The sequence below is a fragment of the Microbacterium sp. ISL-59 genome, from assembly GCF_018613945.1.
Classification (GTDB): Bacteria; Actinomycetota; Actinomycetes; order Actinomycetales; family Microbacteriaceae; genus Microbacterium; species Microbacterium oxydans_B.
In genome coordinates, this window is record NZ_JAGGPG010000002.1 from 773,676 (window position 1) to 798,594 (window position 24,919).

General features: G+C 68.2%; 21 protein-coding genes. 4 read left to right on the forward strand and 17 right to left on the reverse strand.

All coding sequences use genetic code 11. From position 1 onward, the window contains the following. Window positions 1–28 precede the first annotated feature (28 nt). The 6 genes from J7E45_RS07835 to J7E45_RS07860 are packed head-to-tail and all read right to left on the reverse strand — an operon-like array spanning window position 29 to window position 8,475. Entirely contained in the window at window positions 29–1,210 is a 1,182-nt protein-coding gene (locus J7E45_RS07835) for a Gfo/Idh/MocA family protein (protein ID WP_215068317.1), read from the reverse strand. Beyond that, entirely contained in the window at window positions 1,201–2,196 is a 996-nt protein-coding gene (locus J7E45_RS07840) for a nucleoside hydrolase (RefSeq protein ID WP_215068319.1), read from the reverse strand. Before J7E45_RS07840 ends, J7E45_RS07835 begins: the two co-directional genes overlap by 10 nt. Then, window positions 2,189–5,395, reverse strand: coding sequence for a hypothetical protein (locus tag J7E45_RS07845; protein WP_215068321.1), 3,207 nt, complete (start codon window positions 5,393–5,395; stop codon window positions 2,189–2,191). Before J7E45_RS07845 ends, J7E45_RS07840 begins: the two co-directional genes overlap by 8 nt. 26 nt (window positions 5,396–5,421) lie before the next feature. After that, window positions 5,422–6,273 (reverse strand): carbohydrate ABC transporter permease, encoded by an 852-nt coding sequence (locus tag J7E45_RS07850; protein ID WP_091032668.1) that lies wholly within the window; start codon window positions 6,271–6,273, stop codon window positions 5,422–5,424. Then, window positions 6,266–7,204, reverse strand: a complete 939-nt coding sequence (locus tag J7E45_RS07855) for a carbohydrate ABC transporter permease (RefSeq protein ID WP_091032672.1) — start codon at window positions 7,202–7,204, stop codon at window positions 6,266–6,268. Before J7E45_RS07855 ends, J7E45_RS07850 begins: the two co-directional genes overlap by 8 nt. Further along, the gene (locus tag J7E45_RS07860) at window positions 7,204–8,475 is read right to left on the reverse strand and encodes a sugar ABC transporter substrate-binding protein (RefSeq protein WP_167381578.1); all 1,272 of its coding nucleotides are present in this window, start codon (window positions 8,473–8,475) and stop codon (window positions 7,204–7,206) included. The genes J7E45_RS07855 and J7E45_RS07860 overlap by 1 nt, the downstream gene beginning before the upstream one ends. Window positions 8,476–8,724: 249 nt before the next feature. Between J7E45_RS07860 and J7E45_RS07865 the strand changes: the two genes are divergently transcribed. The 3 genes from J7E45_RS07865 (at window position 8,725) to J7E45_RS07875 (ending at window position 12,743) form a co-directional block, all read left to right on the forward strand. Continuing rightward, on the forward strand, window positions 8,725–9,900 hold the full coding sequence (locus J7E45_RS07865) for an ROK family transcriptional regulator (RefSeq protein ID WP_215068323.1): 1,176 nt from the start codon (window positions 8,725–8,727) through the stop codon (window positions 9,898–9,900). Window positions 9,901–9,980: 80 nt separating this feature from the next. After that, entirely contained in the window at window positions 9,981–11,642 is a 1,662-nt protein-coding gene (locus J7E45_RS07870) for a glycoside hydrolase family 13 protein (RefSeq protein WP_091032679.1), read from the forward strand. 93 nt (window positions 11,643–11,735) lie between these two features. Beyond that, on the forward strand, window positions 11,736–12,743 hold the full coding sequence (locus J7E45_RS07875) for a LacI family DNA-binding transcriptional regulator (protein WP_215068325.1): 1,008 nt from the start codon (window positions 11,736–11,738) through the stop codon (window positions 12,741–12,743). Between the two features lie 103 nt (window positions 12,744–12,846). Here J7E45_RS07875 and J7E45_RS07880 read toward each other — a convergent pair whose 3' ends face one another. The 4 genes from J7E45_RS07880 to fdxA are packed head-to-tail and all read right to left on the reverse strand — an operon-like array spanning window position 12,847 to window position 15,686. Further along, the gene (locus J7E45_RS07880; RefSeq protein WP_215068327.1) at window positions 12,847–13,476 is read right to left on the reverse strand and encodes a superoxide dismutase; all 630 of its coding nucleotides are present in this window, start codon (window positions 13,474–13,476) and stop codon (window positions 12,847–12,849) included. Between the two features lie 22 nt (window positions 13,477–13,498). Further along, complete coding sequence (locus J7E45_RS07885; RefSeq protein WP_215068329.1) at window positions 13,499–14,008, reverse strand: flavin reductase family protein; 510 nt, start codon at window positions 14,006–14,008, stop codon at window positions 13,499–13,501. Then, entirely contained in the window at window positions 14,005–15,363 is a 1,359-nt protein-coding gene (locus J7E45_RS07890; RefSeq protein WP_215068332.1) for an FAD-dependent oxidoreductase, read from the reverse strand. Before J7E45_RS07890 ends, J7E45_RS07885 begins: the two co-directional genes overlap by 4 nt. Continuing rightward, on the reverse strand, window positions 15,360–15,686 hold the full coding sequence (gene fdxA / locus J7E45_RS07895) for a ferredoxin (protein WP_091032694.1): 327 nt from the start codon (window positions 15,684–15,686) through the stop codon (window positions 15,360–15,362). Before fdxA ends, J7E45_RS07890 begins: the two co-directional genes overlap by 4 nt. 120 nt (window positions 15,687–15,806) lie before the next feature. On the opposite strand from fdxA, the gene soxR reads away from it, so the two are divergent. Further along, window positions 15,807–16,256 carry a redox-sensitive transcriptional activator SoxR gene (soxR, locus tag J7E45_RS07900; protein WP_215068334.1) on the forward strand — a complete coding sequence of 150 codons (450 nt, stop codon included), beginning with the start codon at window positions 15,807–15,809 and terminating at the stop codon, window positions 16,254–16,256. 134 nt (window positions 16,257–16,390) lie between these two features. Here the strand turns inward: soxR and J7E45_RS07905 are convergent, their stop codons facing one another. The 7 genes from J7E45_RS07905 to J7E45_RS07935 form a co-directional block, all read right to left on the reverse strand. Further along, on the reverse strand, window positions 16,391–16,969 hold the full coding sequence (locus tag J7E45_RS07905) for a hypothetical protein (protein ID WP_215068335.1): 579 nt from the start codon (window positions 16,967–16,969) through the stop codon (window positions 16,391–16,393). Window positions 16,970–17,063: 94 nt separating this feature from the next. Further along, window positions 17,064–19,310, reverse strand: a complete 2,247-nt coding sequence (locus tag J7E45_RS07910) for a glycoside hydrolase family 3 N-terminal domain-containing protein (RefSeq protein ID WP_215068337.1) — start codon at window positions 19,308–19,310, stop codon at window positions 17,064–17,066. Further along, window positions 19,310–20,437 (reverse strand): ABC transporter permease, encoded by a 1,128-nt coding sequence (locus J7E45_RS07915; protein ID WP_215068339.1) that lies wholly within the window; start codon window positions 20,435–20,437, stop codon window positions 19,310–19,312. Before J7E45_RS07915 ends, J7E45_RS07910 begins: the two co-directional genes overlap by 1 nt. Before the next feature lies 1 nt (window position 20,438). Next, window positions 20,439–21,527, reverse strand: a complete 1,089-nt coding sequence (locus tag J7E45_RS07920; RefSeq protein ID WP_091032707.1) for an ABC transporter permease — start codon at window positions 21,525–21,527, stop codon at window positions 20,439–20,441. After that, window positions 21,524–22,330, reverse strand: a complete 807-nt coding sequence (locus tag J7E45_RS07925) for an ABC transporter ATP-binding protein (protein WP_215068341.1) — start codon at window positions 22,328–22,330, stop codon at window positions 21,524–21,526. Before J7E45_RS07925 ends, J7E45_RS07920 begins: the two co-directional genes overlap by 4 nt. Next, on the reverse strand, window positions 22,327–23,151 hold the full coding sequence (locus tag J7E45_RS07930) for an ABC transporter ATP-binding protein (protein WP_091032712.1): 825 nt from the start codon (window positions 23,149–23,151) through the stop codon (window positions 22,327–22,329). Before J7E45_RS07930 ends, J7E45_RS07925 begins: the two co-directional genes overlap by 4 nt. 73 nt (window positions 23,152–23,224) lie before the next feature. Further along, window positions 23,225–24,889, reverse strand: coding sequence for an ABC transporter substrate-binding protein (locus J7E45_RS07935; RefSeq protein ID WP_215068343.1), 1,665 nt, complete (start codon window positions 24,887–24,889; stop codon window positions 23,225–23,227). Between the last annotated feature and the right edge of the window lie 30 nt (window positions 24,890–24,919).

Genomic DNA, 24,919 nt, shown 5'->3' on the forward strand with positions numbered 1-24,919 from the left:
CGCCCCGCCGTCGATCACGATGCCGTGCTCATCGACGCGCCTCGCGGGCGCTCACCTGTCCGCCGTCGAAGTACGCCTTCACCTGCGGATCGAGCTCCGGAACCCGCTGCGGCATCGCCCCCGCGCGCAACGACGCGGTTGCCGCGATGCCCGCGGCGACGCTGTCCCTGGCCTCGGAGGGAGACGTCTCGAGCTGGCGCTCTCCACGGAGGAACCCCAGGAACTCCTCGACGATCGCGACATCCGCCCCACCGTGGGTGCCCTCGCCGAGAGGGATCTCGTAGTCCCTGTCCCCGGCGCCGTTGTATTCGGATCGCCTGTTCCACAACCGCACCACGCCGCCGTCGGAGTCGCCGAGGTTCTCCAGGCGTCCCTCCGTGCCGATCACCGTGTAGTTGCGCCAGTAGTCGGGCGAGAACGCGCACTGCTCGTAGCTGGCGAGTACCCCGTTGCCGAGACGCATCGTCATGATCGACACGTCCTCGATGTCGATCACCGGGTTGAGCTCGGTCTGCGCGAGCGGCGGCCAGTTGTCGAGGCTCGCGAGGGTGCCCATCATCCGGTCGGAGTTGTCGCGCCGATCCTCGACGTCGCCGTAGACCATGAGGTCGCCCATCGCGACCACGTCACGGCTCGGGGCTCCCGCCAGCCAGTGGATCACGTCGATGTCGTGCGCGCCCTTCTGCAGCAGCAGCCCGGTCGTCTTCGCCCGCTCGGCGTGCCAGTCCTTGAAGTAGAAGTCACCGCCGTGGCCGACGAAGTGCCGGCACCACACGGTCTTCACCTCGCCGATCGTCCCCTCGTCGATCAGCCGCTTCAACAGTCGCACCATCGGCATGTGGCGCATGTTGTGACCGACGGCGAGGCGAGTGCGCGTGCGGAAGGCGGTCTCGAGGATGCGATCGGCATCGTCGAGCCGCGTCGCGATCGGCTTCTCGAGATACACGGCGATGCCGGCCTGGAGAAGGTCGACGGCGACCTCGGCGTGCGTATGGTCGGGAGTCAGCACGAAGACGGCATCGAGGTCGAGGTCGAGGAGCCCCCGATGGTCTTCGACGACCAGGACGTCGGGTCCGAACAGCGAGCCCGCGCGTTCCCGGCCTCGCGCAGCAGGGTCGGCGACCGCCACGATCTCCGCTCCGAACTGGGGAAGGAAGGTGGCCAATTCCGCGCGGGATCCTGCGCCCGCGACCGCGATCCTCAGCGCCATGCGTCGAGCTCCGTTTCCTGTCGGATGGCACCCCAGGCACCCGCGAGGGGCGGGCGTCCCAAGTGGTCGTCGATGAGTCCGGAAAGATCCTCCGGACCGACGACGGTGACCGCATACCGGTGGCGTCCGCTCGCAGAGGGGGCCCACAGGGTGCCCGCCGCCTCGTCGAGCGACACGGTGCCGGGTCCGCTCCAGGCGACGCGTCCGTCGAGCTCACCGGCGGCGAGCATCACCGCGAGCAGGTCCCAGCTCGGGCGTCCGATCCCCTTGCCGCTGTGCAGGGAGTACGCGATCGCCACCGGGCTGTCGTCACCCTGGGTGGCCGAGAGCGTACGACCGGTGATGACGTCGGCCGCGGTCTCCCATCCCACGAAGTCCACCGGGCTCGGCCACTCCGCGAGGAACCGTGCGGTGTGTCCCGGTTCGTGCGCGAAGTTGGTCTCCGCGAGCGGCTCCGCACCGAGGTCGGGCCGGGCGCGCGTGCCGAAGACACCGCCCATCACGACGGCGCGTGCGACCTTCGCGGCCACGAGCTCGCGTCCGCTCAGAGCGCTGAGAGCGTCGGCGGGGGTGTCCAGCAGCGCGACCAGGTTTCCGAAGTAGCCGATCGAGACGACCGTCACCGTGCCGTCATCGGCTCCGGCGAGGGCTTCCCTGAGCACCGCGACCGCGTCCGGCATCACGTCCGGTGTCGCCGCATGCGGATGCATCCTGCTGATCGCCCGCGCGTAGTCTTCCGGCCCGATCTCGTCGGTGATCGGATGCCGGATCCCGACGGGGATCTCGGCCCTGCCGTAGTAGTCGTTCAGCACGCGGGCGGCACTGTGGCTCCAGTGGCCAGAGGTGTTGATGCCGATGCCGAGGATCTCGACGAGCCCGCGGTCGGCGAGGGCGTGCGCGACCGCGATCGCCCCGGCATCGTCCACGTCGTCGCAGAGATCGGTCTCGATCAGGATCGGTGTCGGCCGATATCCGCGGTCAGTCATTGCGTGAGATGAGGATGTCATCGACAGAGAGCGCCCCTCCGTTGTGCAGGCCCCAGATGAGGCGGTAGTCGGTGTGGTTGCCGGTCGTGAACGTGACGGATCTCTTCTGCACGGTCCCGACCGGATCGGTCCAGCTCGTCACACCCCGGTCGCTCGGCGCTCCTGTCGCCTGCGATCGCGCGAGGAAGTAGAAGTGACCGCCGCTCCCGGGGAGCGCGCCGGTCTTGGTGACGAACTCCACGGTGTACGAGGTATCCGGGCTGAGCGCGATCGTCGCGGGATTCGAGTAGAGGAACTCGTACCAGTCGGTCGTTGCAGGCGCCGCCCCGTAGGCGGAGTGGCTGCCCGAGACGACCTGCGACGGGGTGCTGGTGATGGTGCCGTACGATCCGCCGAACCCTCCCGTGAAGTGGCTGGTGGCGAAGGACCCCGTCTCGAAGCCGAAGACGACTCCACCGGTGACCAGCGGGTTGCTCCGGGTGAGGAGCACCGTGTCACCCTTCGCCATCGTGAAGGTTGCCGTGGTCGTGGACAGACCGAGGAGCGTTTCGCTCCCCGTGTCGTAGAGCGGGCCCGCGGTCGGCAGAGTGACGGTCTTCGTCCCCGCGGTCTTCGCATGCAGGCTGATCCAGGCGGCGTTGGCCTCGAGGTTGTCGTCGCCTCCGGTGTACACGTGCACCCCCGCGTCGCTGTACAGCTTGCGCAGCACCGGAGACGGGATCGGCGGAGTGCTGGCGAGCACCGAGGTCCACCCGGTCAGCGTCTTCCTCGCGATCACGGGCCGCGGTGTGCTCTCGGCCGAGCGGGCGAGCGTGGTGAATCCGCTCCCGCTCGGGAGGAACAGCGGTTCGAGGGCGATCTCGCCTCCGAAGGTCTCCGTGACGCCGGGGAACGCGGCCGAGTCCAGGTGGTAGCTCATCGGCGCGAGCCCCGCGTTCTTGACCTTCGTGATCGTGATGTCGTCGACGGTGATCGCGCCCCCGTCGTGGATGCCCCAGATCAGGTAGTAGTCGCTGTAGTTCTTGAGCGTGAACTCGAACTCCTTCGTGTAGACCGATCCGGGAGCATCGCTCCACTGATTCGAACCGACATCCTGCGGCACGCCGCCGGTGCCGGTGCGGGCGACGAAATAGAAGTATGCGCCGGCACCCGGGGCAGTGATCGTGCGGCCACGGAACTTCACCCGATAGGTCGCGTTGGCTTCGAGCGGGATCGACGCGGCCTTCGTGTAGAGGTACTCGTGCCAGTCGGTGCTGGCCGGTGCGCTGCCTTTGACTGATCGCGTCCCGCCGATCACCTCGCCCGCCGTCGCGATGATCGTCCCTGTCGCACCGCCCGCCCCGGCCGAGTACCCCGTGCCCGCGAAGCTGCCGGACTCGAAGTCCTCGCTGTCCAGGGGCGCGCTCGGGTCGGGTGGTGACGCCGCAGGAGCGTTGACCTGCGTGAGGCTGAACCCGGTGAGCGCCTCGACGTCGGCCTTCGAGAGGCCGGAGTCTCCCGCGTACCCGGGTGCCCAGCCCCAGACGAGCGTGCGGCCACCGGACTTGAGCGCGGTGATCGCTACCCGCTGGGCGGCGTTCAGGCGGAAGGCGTCGGGGAACACGTAGACCTTGTAGTGCGTGGGGACCAGCCCGTCGACCAGATCGTCGATCGTGAAGCGGTCGAAGGGCGCTCCCGCGCGGCTCAGCTCGCCGATGCCCTGGCGGCTGCCGAGAGACGGCCCTTCGTAGAGCTTGGCCGTCGTGTCGGTCTCGCCGCCGAGCACGAGCTCGGCGGTCGGCACGCTGATCACGGCGACCTCCGAGGACCGGGCGCGCGAGACGTTCATCGAGTAGTCGCCCCAGTGCTTGAGCTTCGCGAACTCCGCACCGAATGCAGGATCGGCGTACCAGAGTCCCGAGGAGTGATCCATGTACCACATGCCCGTAGCGTGGGTCACAGCCTGACCGAAAGCCCGACGGATGATGCCGAGGGATTCGGCCATGGTGGTCGCGTAGATGAACAGGATGGGGCTCGTCGCGAGGTGCGTGCGGTCGTCTGCCTCGTCGATGAAGAGCTTGCCATGCAGCGCGAGGCTCTCGGTATAGGTGCGGTAGGCGCCGTCGTCACCGGGAGCACGCCGATAGTAGGAGTGCGGCGAGGTGACCAGATCGACGGAGTCGAGCCGGTGCAGTGCGGCCACGGCGCGGTGGTGCTGCTCCTGCGGCATGTACCCCTGGTCCGGGGTGTAGCCGTAGAGGACGGACGTGAGTAGCGTGCCGTCGCTCTCGTCCTTGACGATCGAGGCGAAGTGATCGATAGCCTCCACGACGACACGGTGGTGACTCTCGTAGTAGTCCAGCACGCGGCGCGACGCGGCCGGATCGCGGAACAACCCGTTCGCCGTCTCCCGCCGCTCCCCTGTGCCCGGGATCACCACGGTGTCAAAGGTGACGGCCGGGTCGCCCCACGCGGCACGGAGCTGCGCGACGCTGTTCGCGTACTTCGTCTTGAGATGCCCTATCCAGGCGGTGCGCATGGCCTCGCTCGTGTCGGGCAGGTACTCCGCGTTGTAGCAGAGCCACTCGCCGTAGAGTCCGCCGGCGAGCGTGATGCCCATGGTCCGGTCGCCTTGCGGTCCGTCCAGGATGTGCCGCACCATCGTGCGGAGCTTGGCACCCGCCTCCGTGCGCCAGGTCGCAGAGGCGAAGGAGGCGTCGCGGGGGATGTCGGCCGTTCCGGGGTCGATCGCATAATCGACCAGGTCGTCGGGGTGGGCGTCGAGCCACCAGTCAGGCGCCCACAGGTGCACCCGCGGCATGGCATAGCCGCTCGGCACATGATCCTCGAACGTCTGCATCACGCGGTCGATCACTGTGAAGTTCTGCGTACCGGCGCCGGTCCAGCCGAGGTCGAGGAAGCTCTCCTTCTCGATGAAGGAGTAGAACTCCACGCCGGCGTCGCTGAAGGTCTGCCCGTCGGCGACGGACACCTCCTGCTCGAACAGATACATCGGGAAGCGCGGGGCGTCGTCGACGAAGAGGCAGGGAGCGCCGCGATGGGTCCCCACCCGGAACGTCGACCGCCCCGCCGTCGTCGTGAGCGGATGCACCGACGCAGCCCCGGTGCCCGCGAAGGCGGATGCAGGACGAGCGGTGCCGTCCACGAGGGCGATCAGCATGGGTGCGGCCATGACGCCGAGGAACGTACGTCTCTTCATCGAGCTGTCCTTTCGGAAGGTCGGTCTCAGCCTTTGAGACCGGAGAAGGCGATGCCCTCGATGACGCGACGCTGCATCACGAGGAACAGGATCATGATCGGCAGCATCGCCATGAGCGCCGCGGCGAGCATTGATGGGTACTCGGAGCCGTGCTCTCCCGTGAACGATGCGAGCCCGACGGCGAGCGGCATCATGTCCTGGCTGTTCACGATGACGAGCGGCCAGAGCAGGGAGGACCAGGACGCGAGGGCGGTGAGGATCGCGAGGGCGCTCAGCCCCGGCTTCGCCAGCGGGAGCATGACCTGCCAGAACACCTGGCCGGGGTTCGCACCGTCGAGCCGTGCCGCCTCTTCGAGCTCCTTGGGCAGTCCGAGGAAGAACTGCCGCATCATGAAGATCCCGAAGGCGTTTACCAATCCGGGGACGACGATGCCCGCGAAGGAGTTGAGCCAGCCGAAGCTCTGCACGGTCTGGTACTGCGGAATGAGCAGAAGCGTTCCCGGCACCATCAGCATGGAGAGCACGATCGCGAACAGCGGACCCTTGGCGAAGAACCGCATCCGCGCGAACGCGTATCCCCCGAGCGCGCAGAGGATGAGCGTCGCGACCGTGGTCAGAACGGTGATGATGACGGTGTTCAGCATCTGGCGGAGGAAGGGGACCTGAGCGAAGACACCCACGTAGTTGTCGAGGTTCCACTGCGTCGGCCAGAGCGTGGGCGGCACCGAGGTGATCTGCCCGTTCGTCATGAAGGTCGCCAGCACCTGATAGATGAACGGCGAGACCATGACCACGCCGCCGATCAGGAGCACGGCATGTGCACCGAGCTGCCGACCGGAACGCCGACCCCGCCGGCTCTGCGCGAGACGGTCACTCATAGTGCACCCACTTCTTCTGAAGACGGAACTGGATGGCGGTGAGGATCGCGATCATCACGATGATCACGACGCCGATCGCGGTCGCGTACCCCTTGTCGTTCTGCAGGAAGCCCTCGTTGTAGAAGAAGTACACGAGGGTCTGCGATCGGGCGGCGTTGGGACCGGTGCCCAGCATCACGAAGATCAGATCGAAGACCTGGAAGCCGCCGATCAAGGTCAGCACGCTGATGAAGAAGATCGTCGGGGTGAGCAGCGGAAGCGTGATGCTGCGGAACTGCCGCGCGGGACTCGCCCCGTCGATCGACGCCGCCTCATACAGGTCCGGCGGGATGCTGGAGAGGCCCGCGCTGAACACGATGATGTTGAAGCCGAGCGAGAGCCAGATGCCGACGATGGCGACCGCGACGAGGGAGAGCCCCGGCGTCGAGAGCCAGTACGGCCCCTGGATTCCGAAGAGTCCGAGGAAGGCGTTGATCAGACCGAAGTCCCCGCTGTAGAGCATCCGCCAGACGATGGCGACCGCGACCGGCATCGTGACCACCGGCAGGAAGTACAGCGTGCGGTAGAGACCTTTGAACCGCAGACCCGGCCGGTTGATGAGCGCTGCGAGGTACACGGCGATCGGCACGTTGAGCATCACGATCGCGGTGTAGATGGCGGTGTTGCCGAGCGCGAGCGCGAAGTCCGGATCGTTGAACAGGCGGACGTAGTTGTCGATTCCCGCCCAGCTCACGTCTCCGAAGAAGCCCCAGGTGGTGAAGCTGTAGTAGAACGTGCGCAGCAGCGGCCAGATGAAGAAGACGGCCAGGGGCACGAGGATCGGCACGAGGAAGATCCACGGCCAGACTCCGTCGTACTTCTGCGAGCGCCGAACGGGGCGGGTGGCGGCCGGAGCCACCACCCGCCCGCGACTCGCTGTGGTGGTGGTCATCACTTCTTCTCGGCGGCGAGCACCTCGTTCATCGCGGCGGCCAGTTGCTTGCAGGCCTCCTCGACGGTGAGCTCGCCGCTCCACGCCTTGGTGAGGTACTCGTTCTCGAGCGTGTTCCATGCCGCGGTGTTCAGCGACACGGGGTACGGAGCCGCGTGCGCGGCCTGGTCGCTGAACAGCGAGAGGTCCCACTGCGGGAAGGCGTCGGTGAAGCTCGAGGCGACGCCGTTGAAGGCGGGGATGCCGAGGCCCGCGGCTCCGTAGAGCTCCTGGGCCTCTTTCGAGGCGAGGAAGGCCTGGAAGGTCTGAGCGGCCTCTTTGTTCTCCGAGTAGGCCGACACGGCGTCGGCGCCGCCCTGGATCGTGGTGACGAGGTCGGACTCTCCGGTCGGCAGCGGAGCGACCGCCACAGTATCGGCGATCTCGCTGTCCTTCAGAGAATTCGCGTTCCACGGGCCGGACCACATCATGGCCAGCTTGCCCGAGGTGAAGTACTGCGGGATGGGCGTGTCGGTGATCTGCGCGACGGACGGGGAGACTCCCGCCTGAGCGAGGTCGACCCAGAGCTTGACGCCCGCGATCGTGCCGGGGTCGTCGTAGCCCGAGGTGGTGCCGTCTTCGGAGATGACCTCACCGCCGGACTGGTAGATGGTGTTGTAGGAGGTCTCCTGACCGGTCCATGGGGCGGCGGCAGCGCCGAACACGCCTTCGGAGCCGAGCGCGGTGCTGATGGCCGTCGCCGCGGCGACGAAATCCTCCTGCGTCCACCCGTCGGCCGGGTATGCGACGCCCGCCTGATCGAAGAGCGCGGTGTTGTACCAGACGCCCATCGTGGCGTAGCCGGTCGGCGCGGCGTACAGCTCGCCGTCGAAGGTGTAGCTCTGGATCGACGCGTCCGGGAAGTTCGCGGGGTCCATCCCGTCTGCGGTGTCGACGGGAGCGAGTGCGCCGTTGGTGGCGTACAGGCCGGCGTTGGGCTCGTTGATCCAGAAGACGTCCGGCAGGGTCTTGCTCGAGGCCTGGGTCTGCAGCTTGGTCCAGTACTGGTCCCAGGGGAGGGCCTGGATGTTGACCGTGATCTCGGGATGCTCTTCGTTGAAGGCGGCGATCACGTCCTTGTACGGCTCGAGGGCGTTGGCGTCCCAGATCACGTAGTCGATGCTCGCTTCACCGCCGTCGGCGGGTCCTGCGCCGGATGCGCATGCGGTGAGGCTGAGGGAGAGAACGGCGACGGCGGCGACGGCGCTCGCGGTCTTTCGCTGACGATTCATTGTCTGCTTGGTCCTTTGCTCGGGTGCGAGGGGGTGGAGCATCGTGCACGAGCGGTGACGGCCTCGGCACTCCTGGATGACGACTTCCATATAATAATCCAAGTTGGCATTAAAATTAGAGGATGCGAAAGAACCCTGTCAAGAGCCGGATTCGACCCGGGTCGCGCCGATCCGATCCTGCGGCTCACAGCGCGCTACGATGACTAACCAAACTTGACGTGAGAATCCGCTCCTCGAGTACGGGAGACCATGACGACGACACCACGCTCCGGCGACCGCTCGCTACTGAGGCGCATGAACACCCATGCGGCATTCCTCGGCGTCCGCGACGGACAGCACACGGTGACCGGCCTCGCCGACCAGCTGGGCATCTCGCGCACGGCAGCCGAAGACGTGGTCCGCGACCTCGTCGAGCTCGGCTGGGTGACCCCCGCCGACGCCCCGGCCAGTGCGCGGCCCGGGCGCCCCGCACGCAGCTACCGCTTCGCCGCTGAAGCGGGCCACGTCGTCGGACTCGACATCGGCGTGCACAAGATCCTCGGCATCGTCGCCGACCTGGAAGGCCAACCGCGCGCCTCGCACAAAGTGTCGATCGACGAGGATGCGAGCGCCGCCGACCGGCTCGCGCTCGCCACGACCGTCGTGGAGGCCTGCCTCGCCGACGCGGGTCTCGATATGGAGGCGGTCTGGTGCGCCGGCGTGGGCTCGCCCGGCGTCATCGACGCGTCGGGCACCGTCACCCGGTACGGAGGCAACGGCCTCCCCGGCTGGCTCGGCCTCGACCTGGCCGACACGCTCTCGACGCGCTGGGGCGTGCCCGTGCGGGTCGAGAGCGACAACAACCTCGGCACGATCGCCGAGCACTGGCGTGGCAGCGCGCAGGACGCGCGCGACGTCGTCTACGTCCTCTCCGGCAACCGCACCAGTGCCGGGATCCTCATCGGCGGCTCCCTCTACCGCGGTCACAGCGGAGGCTCGGGCCTGGTCGGCGCCCTACCCCAGCTCGGGTGGGCAGAAGCGCCTCGACACGTCGACTCGCTCGCCGGCACCGGGGTCGAGCCGACCCGGGAAGCCATGTTCCTCGCCGCGCGCGACGGCATCCCGCACGCGCTCGCCGCGCTGGACGGATTCGCCGCCAGCATCGCGACCGGGGTCGTGGCGATGTCACTGGCCGTCGACCCGGAGCTGATCGTGCTCGGCGGCGGCATCTCCCGCGGCGGCGAGATCATCCTCGACGCGATCCGCTCGCACATCGACGAGCTCCAGCTGCACGCCCCGCGGGTCGTGCTCTCCACCCTGGGCGACGAGTCGGTGGCGATGGGCGCGGTCCGGATCGCGCTCGACGCCATCGACGCCCAACTCCTCACCTCGGTGCAGGCCGGGGCCCGCTTCCCCTCTCCATCGCGCGGCATCCTGGCACTCTGAGCCGCGACGGCACGCTCCGGATCGAACCGATTCGATGCCCGCTCTGGCAAGACTGTAAGCGTTTGCAGTAGCCTGTTCGCATGGCACAGCTTGAGCAGATCGCAGCCCCCGGTTCCGAGTGGTGGCGCAGCGCCGTCATCTACCAGATCTACCCCCGATCCTTCGCGGACGCGTCCGGCGACGGCATCGGCGACCTCCCGGGCATCACCAGCCGCCTCGACTCGCTGCAGGAACTCGGGGTCGACGCGATCTGGCTCAGCCCCTTCATGACCAGCCCGCAGCGCGACGCCGGCTACGACGTGGCTGACTACCGCGACGTGGACCCGCTGTTCGGTACGCTCGCCGACTTCGACGAGATGCTGACCCAGGCCCACGACCGCGGCATCCGCGTGATCGTCGACCTGGTCCCGAACCACTCGTCCGACCAGCACGTGTGGTTCCAGGAAGCCCTCAAGGCGGCACCGGGCAGCCCGGAGCGCGCGCGGTACATCTTCCGCGACGGCCGTGGTGAGAACGGCGAGCTCCCGCCCAACAACTGGGAGTCGGTGTTCGGCGGCGGCATGTGGCAGCGGGTGACCGAGGCCGACGGCACCCCCGGCCAGTGGTACCTGCACATCTTCGACGCCACGCAGCCCGACTTCGACTGGAACAACGAAGAGGTGCAGGAGGAGTTCCGCTCCATCCTGCGCTTCTGGCTCGACCGCGGTGTCGACGGCTTCCGGGTCGACGTGGCCCACGGCATGATCAAGACCGAGGGCCTCCCCGACTACACCCCGCCGACCGACGCCGACTCCATGGGCGGCGGAGAGTCGAACGTGCCGTACTGGGGCCAGGATGGCGTCCACGAGATCTACCGCGACTGGCACAAGGTGCTCGCCGAGTACGACGGCGACCGTGCGCTGTGCGGCGAGGCCTGGATGCCGACGCTCAAGCAGACCGCGCTCTGGGTGCGTCCGGACGAGATGCACCAGACCTTCAACTTCCCGTACCTGATGACGCCGTGGAACGCGAAGGAACTGGGCGACGTCATCCGCGAGTCGCTCGACGAGTTCGGCGGCGTCGGAGCGCCCAGCACCTGGGTGCTCTCGAACCATGACGTCGTGCGGCACGCCTCGCGCCTCGCGCTCACGGCCGACAACCCCCAGGGCGAGGGCATCGGACCGAACACTCCGAACAAGCCCGACACCGCGATCGGCCTGGCCCGCGCCCGCGCGGCGACCACCCTCATGCTCGCGCTCCCCGGCTCGGCGTACCTGTACCAGGGCGAAGAGCTCGGTCTGCCCGAAGCGATGGAGATCCCCGACGAGTTCCGTCAGGACCCGACCTGGTTCCGCACCGGGGGCAAGCGCTACGGGCGCGACGGATGCCGCGTGCCGCTGCCCTGGGAAGCGGAGGCGCCGGCTTTCGGCTTCAACGAGACCGGCCTGTCGTGGCTCCCGCAGCCGACCGAGTGGGCGACCTACGCCCGCGACGTCGAAGAGGTCGACCCCGGCTCGACGCTCGCCCTGTACAAGCGCCTGCTCGCGGCTCGTCGTGAGCACGGCTTCGGTGCCGGTTCGCTGGTCTGGGAGGATGCCGGCGCTGACGCGGTGGCCTTCCGTCGCGGCGACGTGCACGTGGTCGCGAACCTCGGCACCGAGCCGATCGAGCTGCCGGCCGACGCGAGCGTGATGCTGAAGAGCCAGCCGTTCGAAGGCTCGTCGATCCCGGTCGACACCGCCGTCTGGTACACCACGGTCTGACCGGCCGAACCCCCGTTCCGGTCGCGGATCCCGTCGCTCGCCACATCGTGAGACGACGGGAACCGCGGCCGGAACGACTTCTCAGAGGAACACATGGCCAGCATCGATGAGGTCGCCCGGCTCGCCGGGGTCTCCACCGCGACCGTCTCGCGCGCACTCAGCGGCCGCGGCCACGTGTCCGAATCCGCCAGGGAGAGGGTGCAGGCCGCGGCGCAGTCGCTCGGCTACGTCGTCTCGTCACGCGCGTCGAGCCTCGCGTCCGGGCGCACCCGCAACGTCGGGGTCGTGGTGCCGTTCCTCGACCGATGGTTCTTCAGCACGGTGCTGTCGGGCGTCTCGGCCGCGCTGATGCGCGCCGGCTACGACATCACGCTCTACAACATCACCGCCGACAAGGACGTACGTCGGCACGTGTTCGACACGTTCCTGCGGCGGCAGCGTGTGGATGCCGTCATCGCCGTGGCGATCGAGCTCGACGCCGACGAGACGCAGCACCTGCTCGATCTCGGCCTGCCGGTCATCGCGATCGGCGGCCCGAACCCGAAGCTCGACACCCTCACGGTCGACGACGTGGCGGTCGCCCAGCTCGCCACCGAGCACCTGATCGGCCTCGGTCACACCGACATCGCGCACATCGGCGCCAACCCCGAGTTCGACATCGACTTCCACATCCCCACCAACCGCCGCCTCGGGTTCGAGAAGGCCCTGGCGAAGGCCGGGATTCCCCTGAACCACGCCTTCCTCGAGCCGGCGGACTTCACGGTCGAGGGCGGCTATCGCGCGGCGAAGCAGCTGCTCGGACGGCCGGGCCCGCGACCGACCGCGGTGTTCGCGGCATCCGACGAGATGGCGATCGGGGCCCTGCTCGCGGCCCGCGACCTGGGCTTCAGCGTGCCGGATGAACTCTCGATCGTCGGCATCGACGGGCACGAGCTCGGCGAGTTCTTCCGCCTGACCACCGTCGACCAGTTCCCGCTCGGGCAGGGTGAGCGCGCCGCGGATGCCGTGCTGGCGAAGCTCACCACGCCCGACGAGGTGCACATCCCGTCGGCACTGCCGTACGAGCTGAACGTGCGCGGGACCACCGCCCGGCTGATCTAGGTCGACCCGTGGGGCCGACCCGGCCCTTTGCGTGCGACCCGGCCCCTTGCGGACGTCCGCAGGGGGCCGGGTCGTACGTATGAGGCCGGGTCGACCTCGGGAATCAGCTCGCGACGATGAGGCCCTGGGTCGCGGTGCGCGCGGCCTCGAAGCGGCGCTGCACGTCGGGCCAGTTCACGAGGTTCCAGAACGCCTTGACGTAGTCGGCACGCACGTTGAGGTAGTCGAGGTAGTAGGCGTGCTCCCAGACGTCGAGCTGCAGCAGCGGGATGACGCCGAGCGGAGCGTTGCCCTGCTGGTCGAAGAGCTGGAAAATCACGGGGCGGGCGCCCACACTGTCCCAGGCGAGCACGGCCCAGCCCGACCCCTGCACACCCAGCGCCGTCGCGGTGAAGTGCGCGCGGAACGCGTCGATCGATCCGAACGCGTCGACCAGCGCGGCCTCGAGCTCGCCCTCCGGGGCGCCGCCGCCCTCGGGCGAGAGGTTCTGCCAGAACACCGAGTGGTTGATGTGGCCGCCGAGGTTGAACGCGAGGTCCTTCTCGAGCTTGTTGACGTTCGCGAGGTCACCGGCGCTGCGGGCGGTCGCGAGCTGCTCGAGTGCCGTGTTCGCACCGGTCACGTAGGCCTGGTGGTGCTTGGAGTGGTGCAGCTCCATGATCTTGCCGGAGATGTGCGGCTCGAGTGCCGAGTAGTCGTAGGGCAGCTCGGGGAGTGTGTAGAGAGTGGACATGGCGTCTTCCTTTCGATGATGTTCAGTGGTGGGTGTCGTGCGGGAGGGCGTGGAAGCGGCGGTCGAGGTACACGAGCGGGCGTCCTTGCGGCCCCGCCACAACTTCGAGGACCTCGGCGATCACGACCGTCGACGAGCCGACGGCCACGGTCTGCAGGGTGCGACAGCGCAGGGCGGCCCGCGCCGAGGCGAGGTGCGGCTCCCCCGTCTCCAGCGCCGACCACCCCTGCTCGGGCGTGAAGCGCTCGGAGCCGCTGACCGCGAAGCTCTGTGCGAGGGCGGAGTGCTCGTCGTCGATGAGGTGGACGACGAACGTGTCGGCACCGAGGATCGCGCCCGCAGAGCCGGTCGCACGAGTGACCGAGAACACGATCGCCGCGGGGTCGACCGCCACGGAGGCGACACTCGACGCCGTGAGCCCGACGGGGCCCTCCGGAGTGGATGCCGTGATGATCGCCACACCGGCGGGGTGCGTGCGGAACGCGGCCTTGAGCCCTTCGCCGACCGGGGTGGGTACGGGTGTCGCGGTCATCGGACGGCCTCCGTCATCTGCGTCAGTTTCGCGTGCGCGAGCATCTCCGCGCGATCGACGAGCTTCGTCCGCTCTCGTCCGCGCTCCGCACCGGCACCGCGTTCGGCCGCATCGATGCGCAGCCAGCCGTCGAGGTCGACGGCGTGGTCGACGTGGGTGAGCGGGTCCTCCCCGGGCGCGATCGGCTCGGCGTCGGCGAGGTCGTCGACGAGGTGACGCACGGTCTGCGCGGCATCCGACTTGGTCGAGCCGATGAGTCCGACCGGCCCGCGCTTGATCCAGCCGGTCGCGTACAGTCGCGGGATCGGTGCGCCCGCCGCATCCACGACCCGCCCCTCGGCGTGCGGAACGACTCCGAGATCGGCGTCGAACGGCATCCCGGGAACGGGTGTCGAACGATAGCCCACTGCCCGGTACACCGCTCCGACGTCGTAACGCAGCAGCTCGCCGGTGCCGACCATCCGGCCCAGCTCGTCGGATGCCGTGCGCTCCATCTCGATGCCGGTCACGCGGTCCGTGCCCAGGAGGCGCACGGGACGCTGGCGCAGGTGCAGGTGGATGCGGCGTGAAGCCGTGCGGCCCGCCGGGTCGAGCGCGGCCCACTCGGTCATGGTGCGCACGATGATGCGGCGCTGGGAGAACTGCGCGACCATCCGCTCGGCGTGCTCGTCCAGGGCGAGCTCATCCGGGTCGACGATCACGTCGACGTCGTCCTGCTCGGCCAGCTCGCGCAGCTCCATCGCCGAGAACCGCACGTCAGCAGGACCGCGCCGGGCGAACAGGTGCACGTCGCGCAGCGGGCTGGCGGCGAGCTGATCGAGCACGGTATCCGGAGTGTCGGTGTGGGTCAGCGCCGAGGCGTGCTTCGCGAGGATGCGCGTCACGTCGAGGGCGACGTTGCCCGCCCCGAGCACCGCGACCGACTCCGCCTCAAGGGGCCAGGTGCGCGCCGCATCGGGATGCCCGTCGTACCAGAACACGAAATCGGCCGCGCCGAAGGATCCGGGCAGGTCGATACCGGGGATGTCGAGGTGCACATCGAGGTCGGCGCCCGTTGCGACGATGACGCCGTCGTATGCTGCGCGGAGGTCTTCGATCGCGACGTCGACGCCGATCTCGACGTTGCACAGCAGCCGGATGCGCGGGTTCACGAGCACGTCGTGCAGGGCATCGGTGATCTTGCGGATGCGCGGGTGATCCGGGGCGACACCGTAACGGACCAGGCCGTAGGGCGCCGGAAGCTTCTCGAACAGGTCGATCGACGCGGTCGGGGCGAGTCCGAGGAGGATGTCGGCGGCGTAGATGCCGGCCGGCCCTGCTCCGACGATGGCGATGCGCGGTTCGGCGACGGTCATGCGTGTTCCCCCTGGGGTGCGAGCGCGGCGATGATCGGGTGGTCGAAGGCGAGCATCCCCGTCTTGGCGGCGCCTCCGGGCGAGCCGATCTCGTCGAAGAACTCGACGTTCGCCTTGTAGTAGTCCTGCCATTCGTCGGGCAGGTCGTCTTCGTAGTAGATGGCCTCGACCGGGCACACCGGTTCGCAGGCGCCGCAATCCACGCACTCGTCGGGGTGGATGTACAACGACCGTTCACCCTCGTAGATGCAGTCGACGGGGCACTCGTCGATGCAGGCCTTGTCCTTCACATCGACGCACGGCAGAGCGATCACATAGGTCATCGCGGGGTCTTCGTTCGGGTCACGCTGTCCTCGTTCGGGTAGATCGGCCCTTTTCGGGGCTACAGGACAACCGTAAAACCTCAAGTACACTTGAAGTCAAATCGAGGGAGAGGTCTCCGGATGAGCCCGCACGCACCCGACGAGCCGCTGACGATCGGCGAGATGACCCGACGCACAGGCGTCGCCGCCTCTGCCCTGCACTTCTACGAGACCCTCGGCCTCATCGCCTCGACCCGCACGCCCGGCAATCAGCGCCGCTACGCCCGGCACATGCTGCGGCGGGTCTCGCTCATCACGGTCGCCAAGCGCCTCGGCATCCCGCTGTCCGACGTGCAGACCGCCTTCGCCGACGTGCCGCTGACCGAGACCCCGAGCCACGCCGACTGGCAGAAGGCTTCACGCCGCTGGAAGCGCGAGCTCGAGAAGCGCCGCGAGGGCATCGAGCGCCTCGAACGCGAACTCACCGGATGCATCGGCTGCGGCTGCCTGTCGATGAAGGCGTGCGGCCTTCTCAACCCCGACGACGCCCTCGCGACGCAGGGCGCCGGTCCGCAGCGGCTGCAGGACTGAGGAGCAGGCTTCGTAGATCGACGGAGCACTACGCCTGTGAAAGACGTAGAATGGTCGCAGCCCGCCCCCGCTGGAGGTAGGGAAGTAGAAGCCGGGACCCCCGCCCCTCTGGACGGGACCCGGCTTTCGCGCGTCTAGAGCTCGACCTGTTCGATGGTGGTCGATGGACTCACGGCATCGAACCAGTCACTCCGGCCACCGGACATCTTCTCCCCCAGTGCACCGAGAACCTGATCGGCAATCCAGACCATCGGCTCTTCGCTGGGCTGCGCATGATCGATCCGAAGCCCCTCAGGGAGAGCCCGCTTACCCCGCAACGCGTCGACGGTTCGGAGATCTCTTTGCATCAGCTGGTGCGGACGCGCTTCGAGCGTGAGTAGTTGCACGCCCTGCCCGTCGAGCTGCCATGCGAGCCTCTCAAGACAGAGCGCGCGAGCACGTTCTTGCCGACGAGAATCAACCGGCGCTGCTATAACGATGACGTGGTACGCGTCGAAATCCGCGATCGTCGCGATGGATGCATCCCTGGCGCGTCTGTCCTGGTTTCGCCAATGGAGTTTCGGTCCGCGTCGAGGAAGACGTTGGAGTCGGGCACGCATGTCTTCACAGCGTGAGGCATCTGCGATCGCGGCACCCAGGAGGTAGGAAGGCCGCTCCACGCCCGCTGTTCGGTAAGACTCGTCTCCCCACGCCTGCAGCACGAGCGAGTTCATCGTCCAAGGTTAGGTGTCGATGTCGCGCGCTCGGCCTGCATACCGGAACGCGGGTGCACCTTCGGGGCAACCCCGGAAGACGAATGCCGCCGGGTCAGGCGACCTCGAAGTCGGCGGAGAGGAGGACGTCGTCGCGCGAGCTCGGGCCGACCAGCAGCTCGAACGCGCCGGCCTCGACCAGACGCGTCCCGGCAGCATCGACGATCGAGCAGTCGGCGACCGGCAGTTCCACGCGCACGCGGGCGGACTCCCCTGGTGCGATGTCGACCTGGCGGTAGGTCTTCAGCTCCTTGTCGGTCCAGCTCACGCTCGTCACGGAGTCGCGCACGTAGACCTGCACCGTCTCGCGCACCGGCCGCGTGCCGGTGTTCGCCACCGTGACATGCCCGACGATGGTGTCGGACTCCCCCAGCGAGGTCGCCTCCAGCTCCAGGTCGGAGTACTCCACCGTCGTGTACGACAGGCCCTCGCCGAACGCCCAGGCGGGCGACTGCGTGAGATCGGCGTAGCGGTCGCCGTGCTGTCCGCGGATCTGGTTGTAGTACGTCGGCTGCTGGCCGACGTGGCGGGCGAACGAGATCGGCAGCCGGCCCGACGGCTCGACGGCCCCCGAGATGATCTCGGCGAGCGCACGCCCACCCTGCATGCCCGGGTTCGCGGCCCAGATCACGGCGGCGGCCCGGGATGCGGATGCCGGCAGCACGAGCGGCTTCGAGGCGAGCAGCACGATGACGACGGGCTTCCCGGTCGCGATGAGGGCGTCGATCAGCGCGTTCTGCCCGCCGATCAGCTCGAGCGTCGCGGTCGACCGCCCTTCGCCGACGAGTTCGATCCGGTCGCCCACGACCGCCACGACGACGTCGGAGTCGGATGCCGCAGCCATAGCTTCCGCGATCAGCGCAGCATCCGGCTCGCAGGCCTTCACTACCGGGGGCCGCGGCTGCTTGTCGGGGAAGAACGGCCCCTTGGGGTCTTCCTCGAGCGTGAGGATGTCGGCACCGCGGGCGTGGGTGACGCTCCACCCGTCGATCGCCTGCAGCCCGTCGAGCACGGTCGTGATCATCTCGCGCGGCTGTCCGTCGAGCCACCCGGCCTGACCCGAGCCGCCGGCCCAGTCGCCGAGCTGCGTCTGCGCGTCGTCGGCGAGCGGGCCGGTGACCGCGATCTTCAGCGGCGCGGCGGCGTCGAGCGGCAGCACCCCGTCGTTTTCCAGCAGCACGATCGAGCGGCGGGCCGTCTCGAGGTTCAGCTCGGCGTGCGCGACACTGCCGACCACGGCATCCAGCTCGTCGCCCGGCAACCGCGGGTTCTCGAAGAGTCCGAGCTCGAACTTGAGCGTGAGGATGCGGGCGGCTGCGGCGTCGAAGGCGTCCTCGGCGAGCATTCCGCGGGCCACGGCATCCAGCGCCCCCTCGTAGAAGGCGGGAGTGGTCATGATCATGTCGTTGCCGGCCCGCACCGCCGCAGCGGCCGCGTGCGTGATGTCGGGCTGGATCCGCTGCTCCCACACCATGCGTCCGACGTTGTCCCAGTCGGTGATGAGCGTGCCGGTGTACCCCCACTCGCCGCGCAGCACGTCGCTGAGCAGCCAGTCGTTGGTCGTGATCGGCACGCCGTCGGTGGTCTGGTAACCGAGCATGAACGTGCGGCATCCCTCGCGGGCGACGCGCTCGAACGGCGGCAGGAACCAGGAGCGCAGCTTGCGCCGCGAGATGTCGGCCTCGCTCGCATCGCGCCCGCCCTGGGTCTCGGAGTATCCGGCGAAGTGCTTGGCGGTCGCGAGGATCGCGGTGGGGTCGTCGAGGCCGTCGCCCTGGTAACCGCGCACCATCGCTGATGCCAGCTCGCCGATCAGGAACGGGTCTTCCCCGAAGGTCTCGCTGATGCGACCCCAGCGCAGGTCGCGGGCGATGCACAGCACGGGCGAGAACGTCCAGTGGATGCCGGTGATCGCGACCTCCTCCGCCGTCGCGCGGGCCACCCGCTCGAGCAGGTCGGCGTCCCACGACGCGGCCATGCCCAGTTGGGTCGGGTAGATCGTGGCCCCCGGCCAGAACGAGTGCCCGTGGATGCAGTCCTCCGCCACGAGCAGCGGGATGCGGAGCCGGGTCTGCGCCGTCAGCTCGTTGGCCTGCAGGATGCGTTCGGGAGAGGTGTGCAGGATCGAGCCGGCGTGCCGCCGGGCGATGTGGTCGTCGAGGTCGTCGCGCGCGTCGAGCTGCAGCATCTGCCCGACCTTCTCCTCCAGCGTCATCCGGCTGAGGAGGTCGTCCACGCGCTCGGGGATCGAGAGGGCGGGGTCCTGGTAGGGAAGAACGGTGGTCAGGGTCTGAGAGGTCATCACTTCGTGTTCTGGGTCGAGGTCTTCGAGGAGTCGGAGGTGTCGTGCGAGGCCGCCGACGTTACGGGATCGGGGCTCTTCTGCGGCAGGGGCACGCTGCGGACGGCCGTGACGGCGTCGTTCACGTTCAGCCCCTTCTTCTTCATCGCCCTGGCCCGCTCTCCGGCGGAGCGCAGGCGCGGGTTGACGTACTCGTCGATGCCGAAGTTGATGAGCGAGAGGGCGACGCCGATGATGGCGATGCACAGCCCTGCGGGCACGTACCACCACCACAGCCGCGGGAACGCGCCGTTCTGCTGCGCCCAGAACAGGATGGTGCCCCAGTTGAGGTTGCTCACCGGGATCACGCCGATGAAGGCCAGGGTCGTGAGACCGAGGATGGCCGCCGTCACGGTGCCGACGAAGCTCGAGGCGATGAGCGCCATGAGGTTCGGCAGCATCTCGACGGTGATGATCCGGCGCAGCGGCTCGCCGTTGGCCCGGGCAGCTTGGATGAAGTCGCGGTTGCGCAGCGACATCGTCTGGGCGCGCAGCACGCGCGCACCCCACGCCCACCCGGTGAGCCCGAGCACCGCGGCGATCACGATCAGCGGCGGGTTCTCGAACTGCGAGGCGATGATGATGATCAGCGGGATGCCGGGGATCACCAGGAACACGTTGGTCAGCGCCGAGAGCGACTCGCTCTTCCAGCCGCGCACGTAGCCGGCGATCACACCGATCGTGATGGCGATGATCGTGGCGATGAAGGCGGCGAGGAAGCCGACGACGATCACGCCGCGGGTGCCGTAGATGATCTGGCTCAGCACGTCCTCCCCCATGTGCGTCGTGCCCAGCCAGTGCTCCCAGGAGGGCGGCTGGCGGAGCGCCGTGCGGTCCTTCTGGGTCGGCCCGTAGGGGGCGATCCAGGGCGCGAGGATCGCGACGAGCACGAACACCCCGAGGATGATGAGCCCGGCGATCGACTTGGGGTTGCGGAACATCGCGAACGCCTGGGCGAGCTGGGACCAGAACGTCTTGCGCGGCGGTGCGCCGGCGGGCGGAGTGCGGAGGGTCGCGGTCTCGGGCATGCCGGAGACGACGGCCGATCCGTCGGGCGCGGTGCTCGCTGCGGTGGTGGGAACGGTCATGTCAGGACTCCATCTGGCGCGTGCGCGGGTCGAGGTAGGCGTAGACGACATCCGCGAGGATGTTGGCCACGAGCACCGACAGCGTGATCACGAGGAACACGCCCTGCATGAGGGCGAAGTCCTTGGCGTTGGTCGCGTCGAGCAGGAGCTTGCCGACACCCGGGTAGCTGAAGACCATCTCCATCACGATCGTGCCGCCGACGATGAAGCCGATCGACAGCGCGAAGCTCTGGATCTGCGGCAGCACCGCGTTGCGGGCGGCATAGCCCCAGAGCACCCGCTTGTTGGGCATGCCCTTCGCCTGCGCGACGGTGATGTAGTCGTCGTCGAGCACGGTCAGCATCATGTTGCGCATTCCGAGCACCCAGCCACCGAGCGAGGCGACCACGATGGTCAGCGCCGGCAGGGTGCCGTGCATGATCACCTGGCCGATGAAGTCGAAGCTCCACTCCGGCGATTGCCCCTTGTCATAGGCGTGCGAGGAGGGGAACCACTTCAGGGTCGACGAGAAGATCGCGATGGCGATGAGCCCGAGCCAGAAGTACGGGATGGTGTTGAAGAACGTCGTGACCGGGATGATCGCGTCGAGCCTGCTGCCGCGCTTCCATCCGACGATCGCACCCGCGACCGTGCCGATCGTGAACGAGATGATCGTGGCGATGCCGACGAGTCCCAGCGTCCACGGCAGCGCGGCGGCGAGCACCTCGGCCACCGGGCGCAGACCGTGCAGGGTCGAGATGCCGAGGTCGCCTCGCAGCAGCATCCCCCAGTACTCGATGTATTGCTGCCAGATCGACTTGTCGGTGTCGATCCCGAGCAGGATGCGCAGCGCATCGGCCGCTTCGGGGCTCACGTTGCGGTTGCGCGCGAGGTAGGAGCTGACCGCGTCGCCCTTCATGAGCCGCGGGAGGAAGAAATTGATCGTGATGGCCGCCCACAGCGTGAACAGGTAGAAGCCCGCTCGTCCGGCGAAGAAGCGCCACGGGACCTTCCGGCTTCCGCGCTCGGCCGTGGTCGCGGTGGTGCCGACCTCGAGGGCGTCGCGCGCGACGAGGTCGTTGTCGTCGAGCTGGGGGAACGCGGTGCTCACAGTGCGCCTCCGGTCGATGCTGCCTGTGCGAAGAACTTGTCCGGGTCGGGGGAAGCGGATCGTAGTTCGCGCGTGTACGGGTCCTGCGGATTGAGGATCACATCGTCGGCGGCGCCGTACTCCACGACACGTCCCTGGTTGAGCACCATGATCTCGTCGCTGAAGTGGCGGGCGGTCGCCAGGTCGTGGGTGATGTAGAGCACGCCGAGCCCCTCTTCGCGCTGCAGGTCGGCGAGCAGGTTCAGCACGCCGAGGCGGATGGAGACGTCGAGCATCGAGACGGGCTCGTCGGCGACCAGGAGCGAGGGACGCGAGGCCAGGGCGCGGGCGATCGCCACGCGCTGCCGCTGTCCGCCGGAGAGCTCGTGCGGGCGGCGGTCGATCACGGCATCCGCATCCAGCCGCACGCGGTCGAGGAGCCGGCGCACCTCGTCCTCGGTCTCCTTCTTCGGCACCACGTCGTCGAGGCGGATCGGGCGCTCCAGGTGGTAGCGGATCGAGTGGTACGGGTTGAGCGAGGCGAACGGGTCCTGGAACACCATGCGCAACTGCTGCCGGTATTTCCGCAGCCCCTTGCCGCGACGGGGGATCGGCGTGCCGTCGAGCAGAACCTCGCCGCTGGTCGGGGTCTCGAGCTGGGTGAGGATCTTCGCGATCGTGGACTTGCCGCTGCCGGACTGGCCGACCAGGCCGATCGTCTGGCCCGAGGTGAGGGTGAAGCTCACGTCGTCGAGCGCCTTGATCTGGCCGGCGCCGCGGACGTTGTACGCCTTCGTGACGTTCCGGAATTCGAGGGTGGTCATCGCACCAGCACCCCTCTCTCCCCGGTCAGCCGGGGGAACGACGACAGCAGCGTCTTCGTGTACTCGTGCTCGGGCTGGGTCCAGATGCGCTCGGCCGTGGCGAGCTCGATGATCTCGCCCTCGCGCATGATCGCGATCCGGTCGCTGATCTCCAGAAGGAGAGGAAGGTCGTGGGTGATGAAGATCACCGAGAAGCCGAACTCGTGCCGCAGCTGCGAGATCTGCTTCAGGATCTCCCTCTGCACCAGCACGTCGAGCGCGGTGGTCGGCTCGTCCATCACCATGAGCTGGGGCCGCAGGGCGAGGGCCATCGCGATCATCACGCGCTGACGCATGCCGCCGGACAGCTCGTGCGGGAAGGACCGGATGCGCTGGCGTCCGACCTTCACGATCTCGAGCAGCTCCTCGGCCTCGGCCCGCCGTTGCTTGCGGTTCATGTCGGGGCGGTGGATCTCGTACACGTCCTCCAGCTGCGAGCCGATCGTCGCGACCGGGTTCAGGGCGTTCATCGCCCCCTGGAACACCATCGACACCTTGTCCCAGCGGAACCGCTGCATGGCATCGACGTCGAGCGCATTGATGTCGATGTCGACGCCGGTCGCATCGTGGAAGGTGACGCTGCCGCTGGTGATGACGGCGGGCGCGCGCAGCAGGCGCTGCACTCCGTAGGCGAGCGTGGTCTTGCCGCATCCGCTCTCACCGGCGAGACCGAGGATCTCGCCGCGCTGCAGTTCGAGGGTCACGTTCTTCACCGCCTCGACGGGCGGATCGACGTCGTACACGACCGAGAAGTCGCGCACGCTGAGCAGGGGGTCTGGCATGGGGGTGTCCTTCGTCGACCTGACAGGGGAGCCCGCGCCGCTGCGGGCCGCGGGCTCCCCTGCAGGATGGTGCTTACTCGGCGGGCTTCAGCTTCGTGAGGATCTGCACGATGTTCTGCTGCGTCGGGTCGGCAGAGGCGTAGGGGTCCTCCTCCGACGGCCAGCCCACGTAGTTGCGGGTGTTGAACTCGCCCAGCAGCGGGTGCGCGCCCAGCGGGATGGCCGGCACCTGCTCGGAGAAGATCGTCTGCAGCGTGTCGAGTGCCGCGGTGCGCTCCTCATCCGATGAGGCGTTCGCGTAGGAGTTCAGCGCCGCTGTGGCCTCGGGGTCGTCGAAGCGACCGAAGTTGAAGCCGGCCTTGCCGTCCGAGATCCAGCGCGGGTCCATGGTCGAGGTGTAGAGGCCGTAGGCCGTGCCGCTGTCCTCGAGCCAGTGGATGATCGCCGAGAAGGTGCCGTTGTCGCGCGGGTCCGCCCATCCGCCCCAGTCGGGCATGTCGATCTTGACCTCGGCGCCGATGGCATCGGTCACGTCTTCGGCGATGAGCTCCTGCGCGGTGTTCCAGTCGCTCCACCCCGAGGGGACCGAGAGCGTGAACGAGACGGGCGCACCGTCGGGGTCGATCAGCGCGTCGTCCTTCCACGTGTAGCCGGCGGTCTCGAGCAGGTCGCGCGCCTTCTCGGCATCGACCGAGTAGTCCACGTCCTTGAATTCGGGCTGGATCTCGTCTTCGAGGATCGACGACAGTCCGGTCACCGACCAGACGGCCTCGCTGGCACCCTCGCGGGCGATGTCGACGTAGGCGTCGCGGTCGATCACCCAGGCGAGCGCCTGACGGAAGGCCGGGTCGTCGAACGGCTTCCGCTGCAGGTTCATGAACAGCGTCGCCGAGCCGGTGGTGGGAGCTGCCCAGAACTTGTTGTGCTCGGGGTCGACCGACAGGAACTGCTCCTCGATCTGCGGGATGAACGCCTGCGCCCAGTCGGCGTCGCCGTTGGCGAGAGCGGTGGTCAGCGCGGTGTTGTCGCCGTACGAGACGTAGTGCAGCTGGGGTACCGAGAGGTCGCCGCCCCAGTAGTCGTCGCGGGCGTCGAGCGTGACCGACTCGGTCGACCAGTTCGACAGCACGTAGGGACCGGTGCCGACCAGGTCGTCGCCCTTGACGGGGTTCGTGGCCGGGTCGTCGAGGTTCTCCCAGATGTGCTTCGGGACGATCGGCACGTGCAGGGCGCGGGCCTGGTTGACGTACTTCGACGCGGCGAAGGTCAGGACGACGTTGTCCCCCTCGACGACGGCGCTGTCGAGCTGGAGGCCGGCCGTGTCGAGCGCGGGCGTGGAGGCGAGCTCGTACGAGTAGACGATGTCGTCGGCGGTGAACGGTTCGCCGTCGCTCCAGGTGACATCCTTGCGCGGCACGACCGTGAGGACGGTGTAGTCGTCGTTCCACTCGATGCTCTCGGCGAGCCAGGGGGTGACTCCGCGGTCGCCGGTCTGGTTCACGAGGGCGAGGGTCTCGAAGATCACCTTGCCGTAGCCGTACTTCGAGGCGGACGAGTCGCCCACGAACGGGTTGTTGGATTCGGTGGTGATCGCGCCGTCGGGCTTCGCGATCGTGAGGGCGGCGCCGCCGGCAGCACTGCCGGAGTCGTCGTTCCCTCCAGCGGAGCATCCGGCGAGGGCCGAGATTCCGAGGGCGGTGATCGCGGTCGCCGCGATCAGAGACTTTCTGAGCTTCATTGCTTCTCCTTGGGCACGGTCGTTGTGCTG

What these genes read in the sequence shown, in the direction of transcription:
- J7E45_RS07935 (WP_215068343.1), bottom strand. Translation starts at nt 24,889, where the DNA reads ATGAAGCTCAGAAAGTCTCTGATCGCGGCGACCGCGATCACCGCCCTC.
- J7E45_RS07930 (WP_091032712.1), bottom strand. Translation starts at nt 23,151, where the DNA reads ATGCCAGACCCCCTGCTCAGCGTGCGCGACTTCTCGGTCGTGTACGAC.
- J7E45_RS07880 (WP_215068327.1), bottom strand. Translation starts at nt 13,476, where the DNA reads ATGTCCACTCTCTACACACTCCCCGAGCTGCCCTACGACTACTCGGCA.
- J7E45_RS07870 (WP_091032679.1), top strand. Translation starts at nt 9,981, where the DNA reads ATGGCACAGCTTGAGCAGATCGCAGCCCCCGGTTCCGAGTGGTGGCGC.
- J7E45_RS07875 (WP_215068325.1), top strand. Translation starts at nt 11,736, where the DNA reads ATGGCCAGCATCGATGAGGTCGCCCGGCTCGCCGGGGTCTCCACCGCG.
- fdxA (WP_091032694.1), bottom strand. Translation starts at nt 15,686, where the DNA reads ATGACCTATGTGATCGCTCTGCCGTGCGTCGATGTGAAGGACAAGGCC.
- J7E45_RS07835 (WP_215068317.1), bottom strand. Translation starts at nt 1,210, where the DNA reads ATGGCGCTGAGGATCGCGGTCGCGGGCGCAGGATCCCGCGCGGAATTG.
- J7E45_RS07915 (WP_215068339.1), bottom strand. Translation starts at nt 20,437, where the DNA reads ATGACCGTTCCCACCACCGCAGCGAGCACCGCGCCCGACGGATCGGCC.
- soxR (WP_215068334.1), top strand. Translation starts at nt 15,807, where the DNA reads ATGAGCCCGCACGCACCCGACGAGCCGCTGACGATCGGCGAGATGACC.
- J7E45_RS07860 (WP_167381578.1), bottom strand. Translation starts at nt 8,475, where the DNA reads ATGAATCGTCAGCGAAAGACCGCGAGCGCCGTCGCCGCCGTCGCCGTT.
- J7E45_RS07865 (WP_215068323.1), top strand. Translation starts at nt 8,725, where the DNA reads ATGACGACGACACCACGCTCCGGCGACCGCTCGCTACTGAGGCGCATG.
- J7E45_RS07850 (WP_091032668.1), bottom strand. Translation starts at nt 6,273, where the DNA reads ATGAGTGACCGTCTCGCGCAGAGCCGGCGGGGTCGGCGTTCCGGTCGG.
- J7E45_RS07845 (WP_215068321.1), bottom strand. Translation starts at nt 5,395, where the DNA reads ATGAAGAGACGTACGTTCCTCGGCGTCATGGCCGCACCCATGCTGATC.
- J7E45_RS07890 (WP_215068332.1), bottom strand. Translation starts at nt 15,363, where the DNA reads ATGACCGTCGCCGAACCGCGCATCGCCATCGTCGGAGCAGGGCCGGCC.
- J7E45_RS07855 (WP_091032672.1), bottom strand. Translation starts at nt 7,204, where the DNA reads ATGACCACCACCACAGCGAGTCGCGGGCGGGTGGTGGCTCCGGCCGCC.
- J7E45_RS07910 (WP_215068337.1), bottom strand. Translation starts at nt 19,310, where the DNA reads ATGACCTCTCAGACCCTGACCACCGTTCTTCCCTACCAGGACCCCGCC.
- J7E45_RS07885 (WP_215068329.1), bottom strand. Translation starts at nt 14,008, where the DNA reads ATGACCGCGACACCCGTACCCACCCCGGTCGGCGAAGGGCTCAAGGCC.
- J7E45_RS07840 (WP_215068319.1), bottom strand. Translation starts at nt 2,196, where the DNA reads ATGACTGACCGCGGATATCGGCCGACACCGATCCTGATCGAGACCGAT.
- J7E45_RS07905 (WP_215068335.1), bottom strand. Translation starts at nt 16,969, where the DNA reads ATGAACTCGCTCGTGCTGCAGGCGTGGGGAGACGAGTCTTACCGAACA.
- J7E45_RS07925 (WP_215068341.1), bottom strand. Translation starts at nt 22,330, where the DNA reads ATGACCACCCTCGAATTCCGGAACGTCACGAAGGCGTACAACGTCCGC.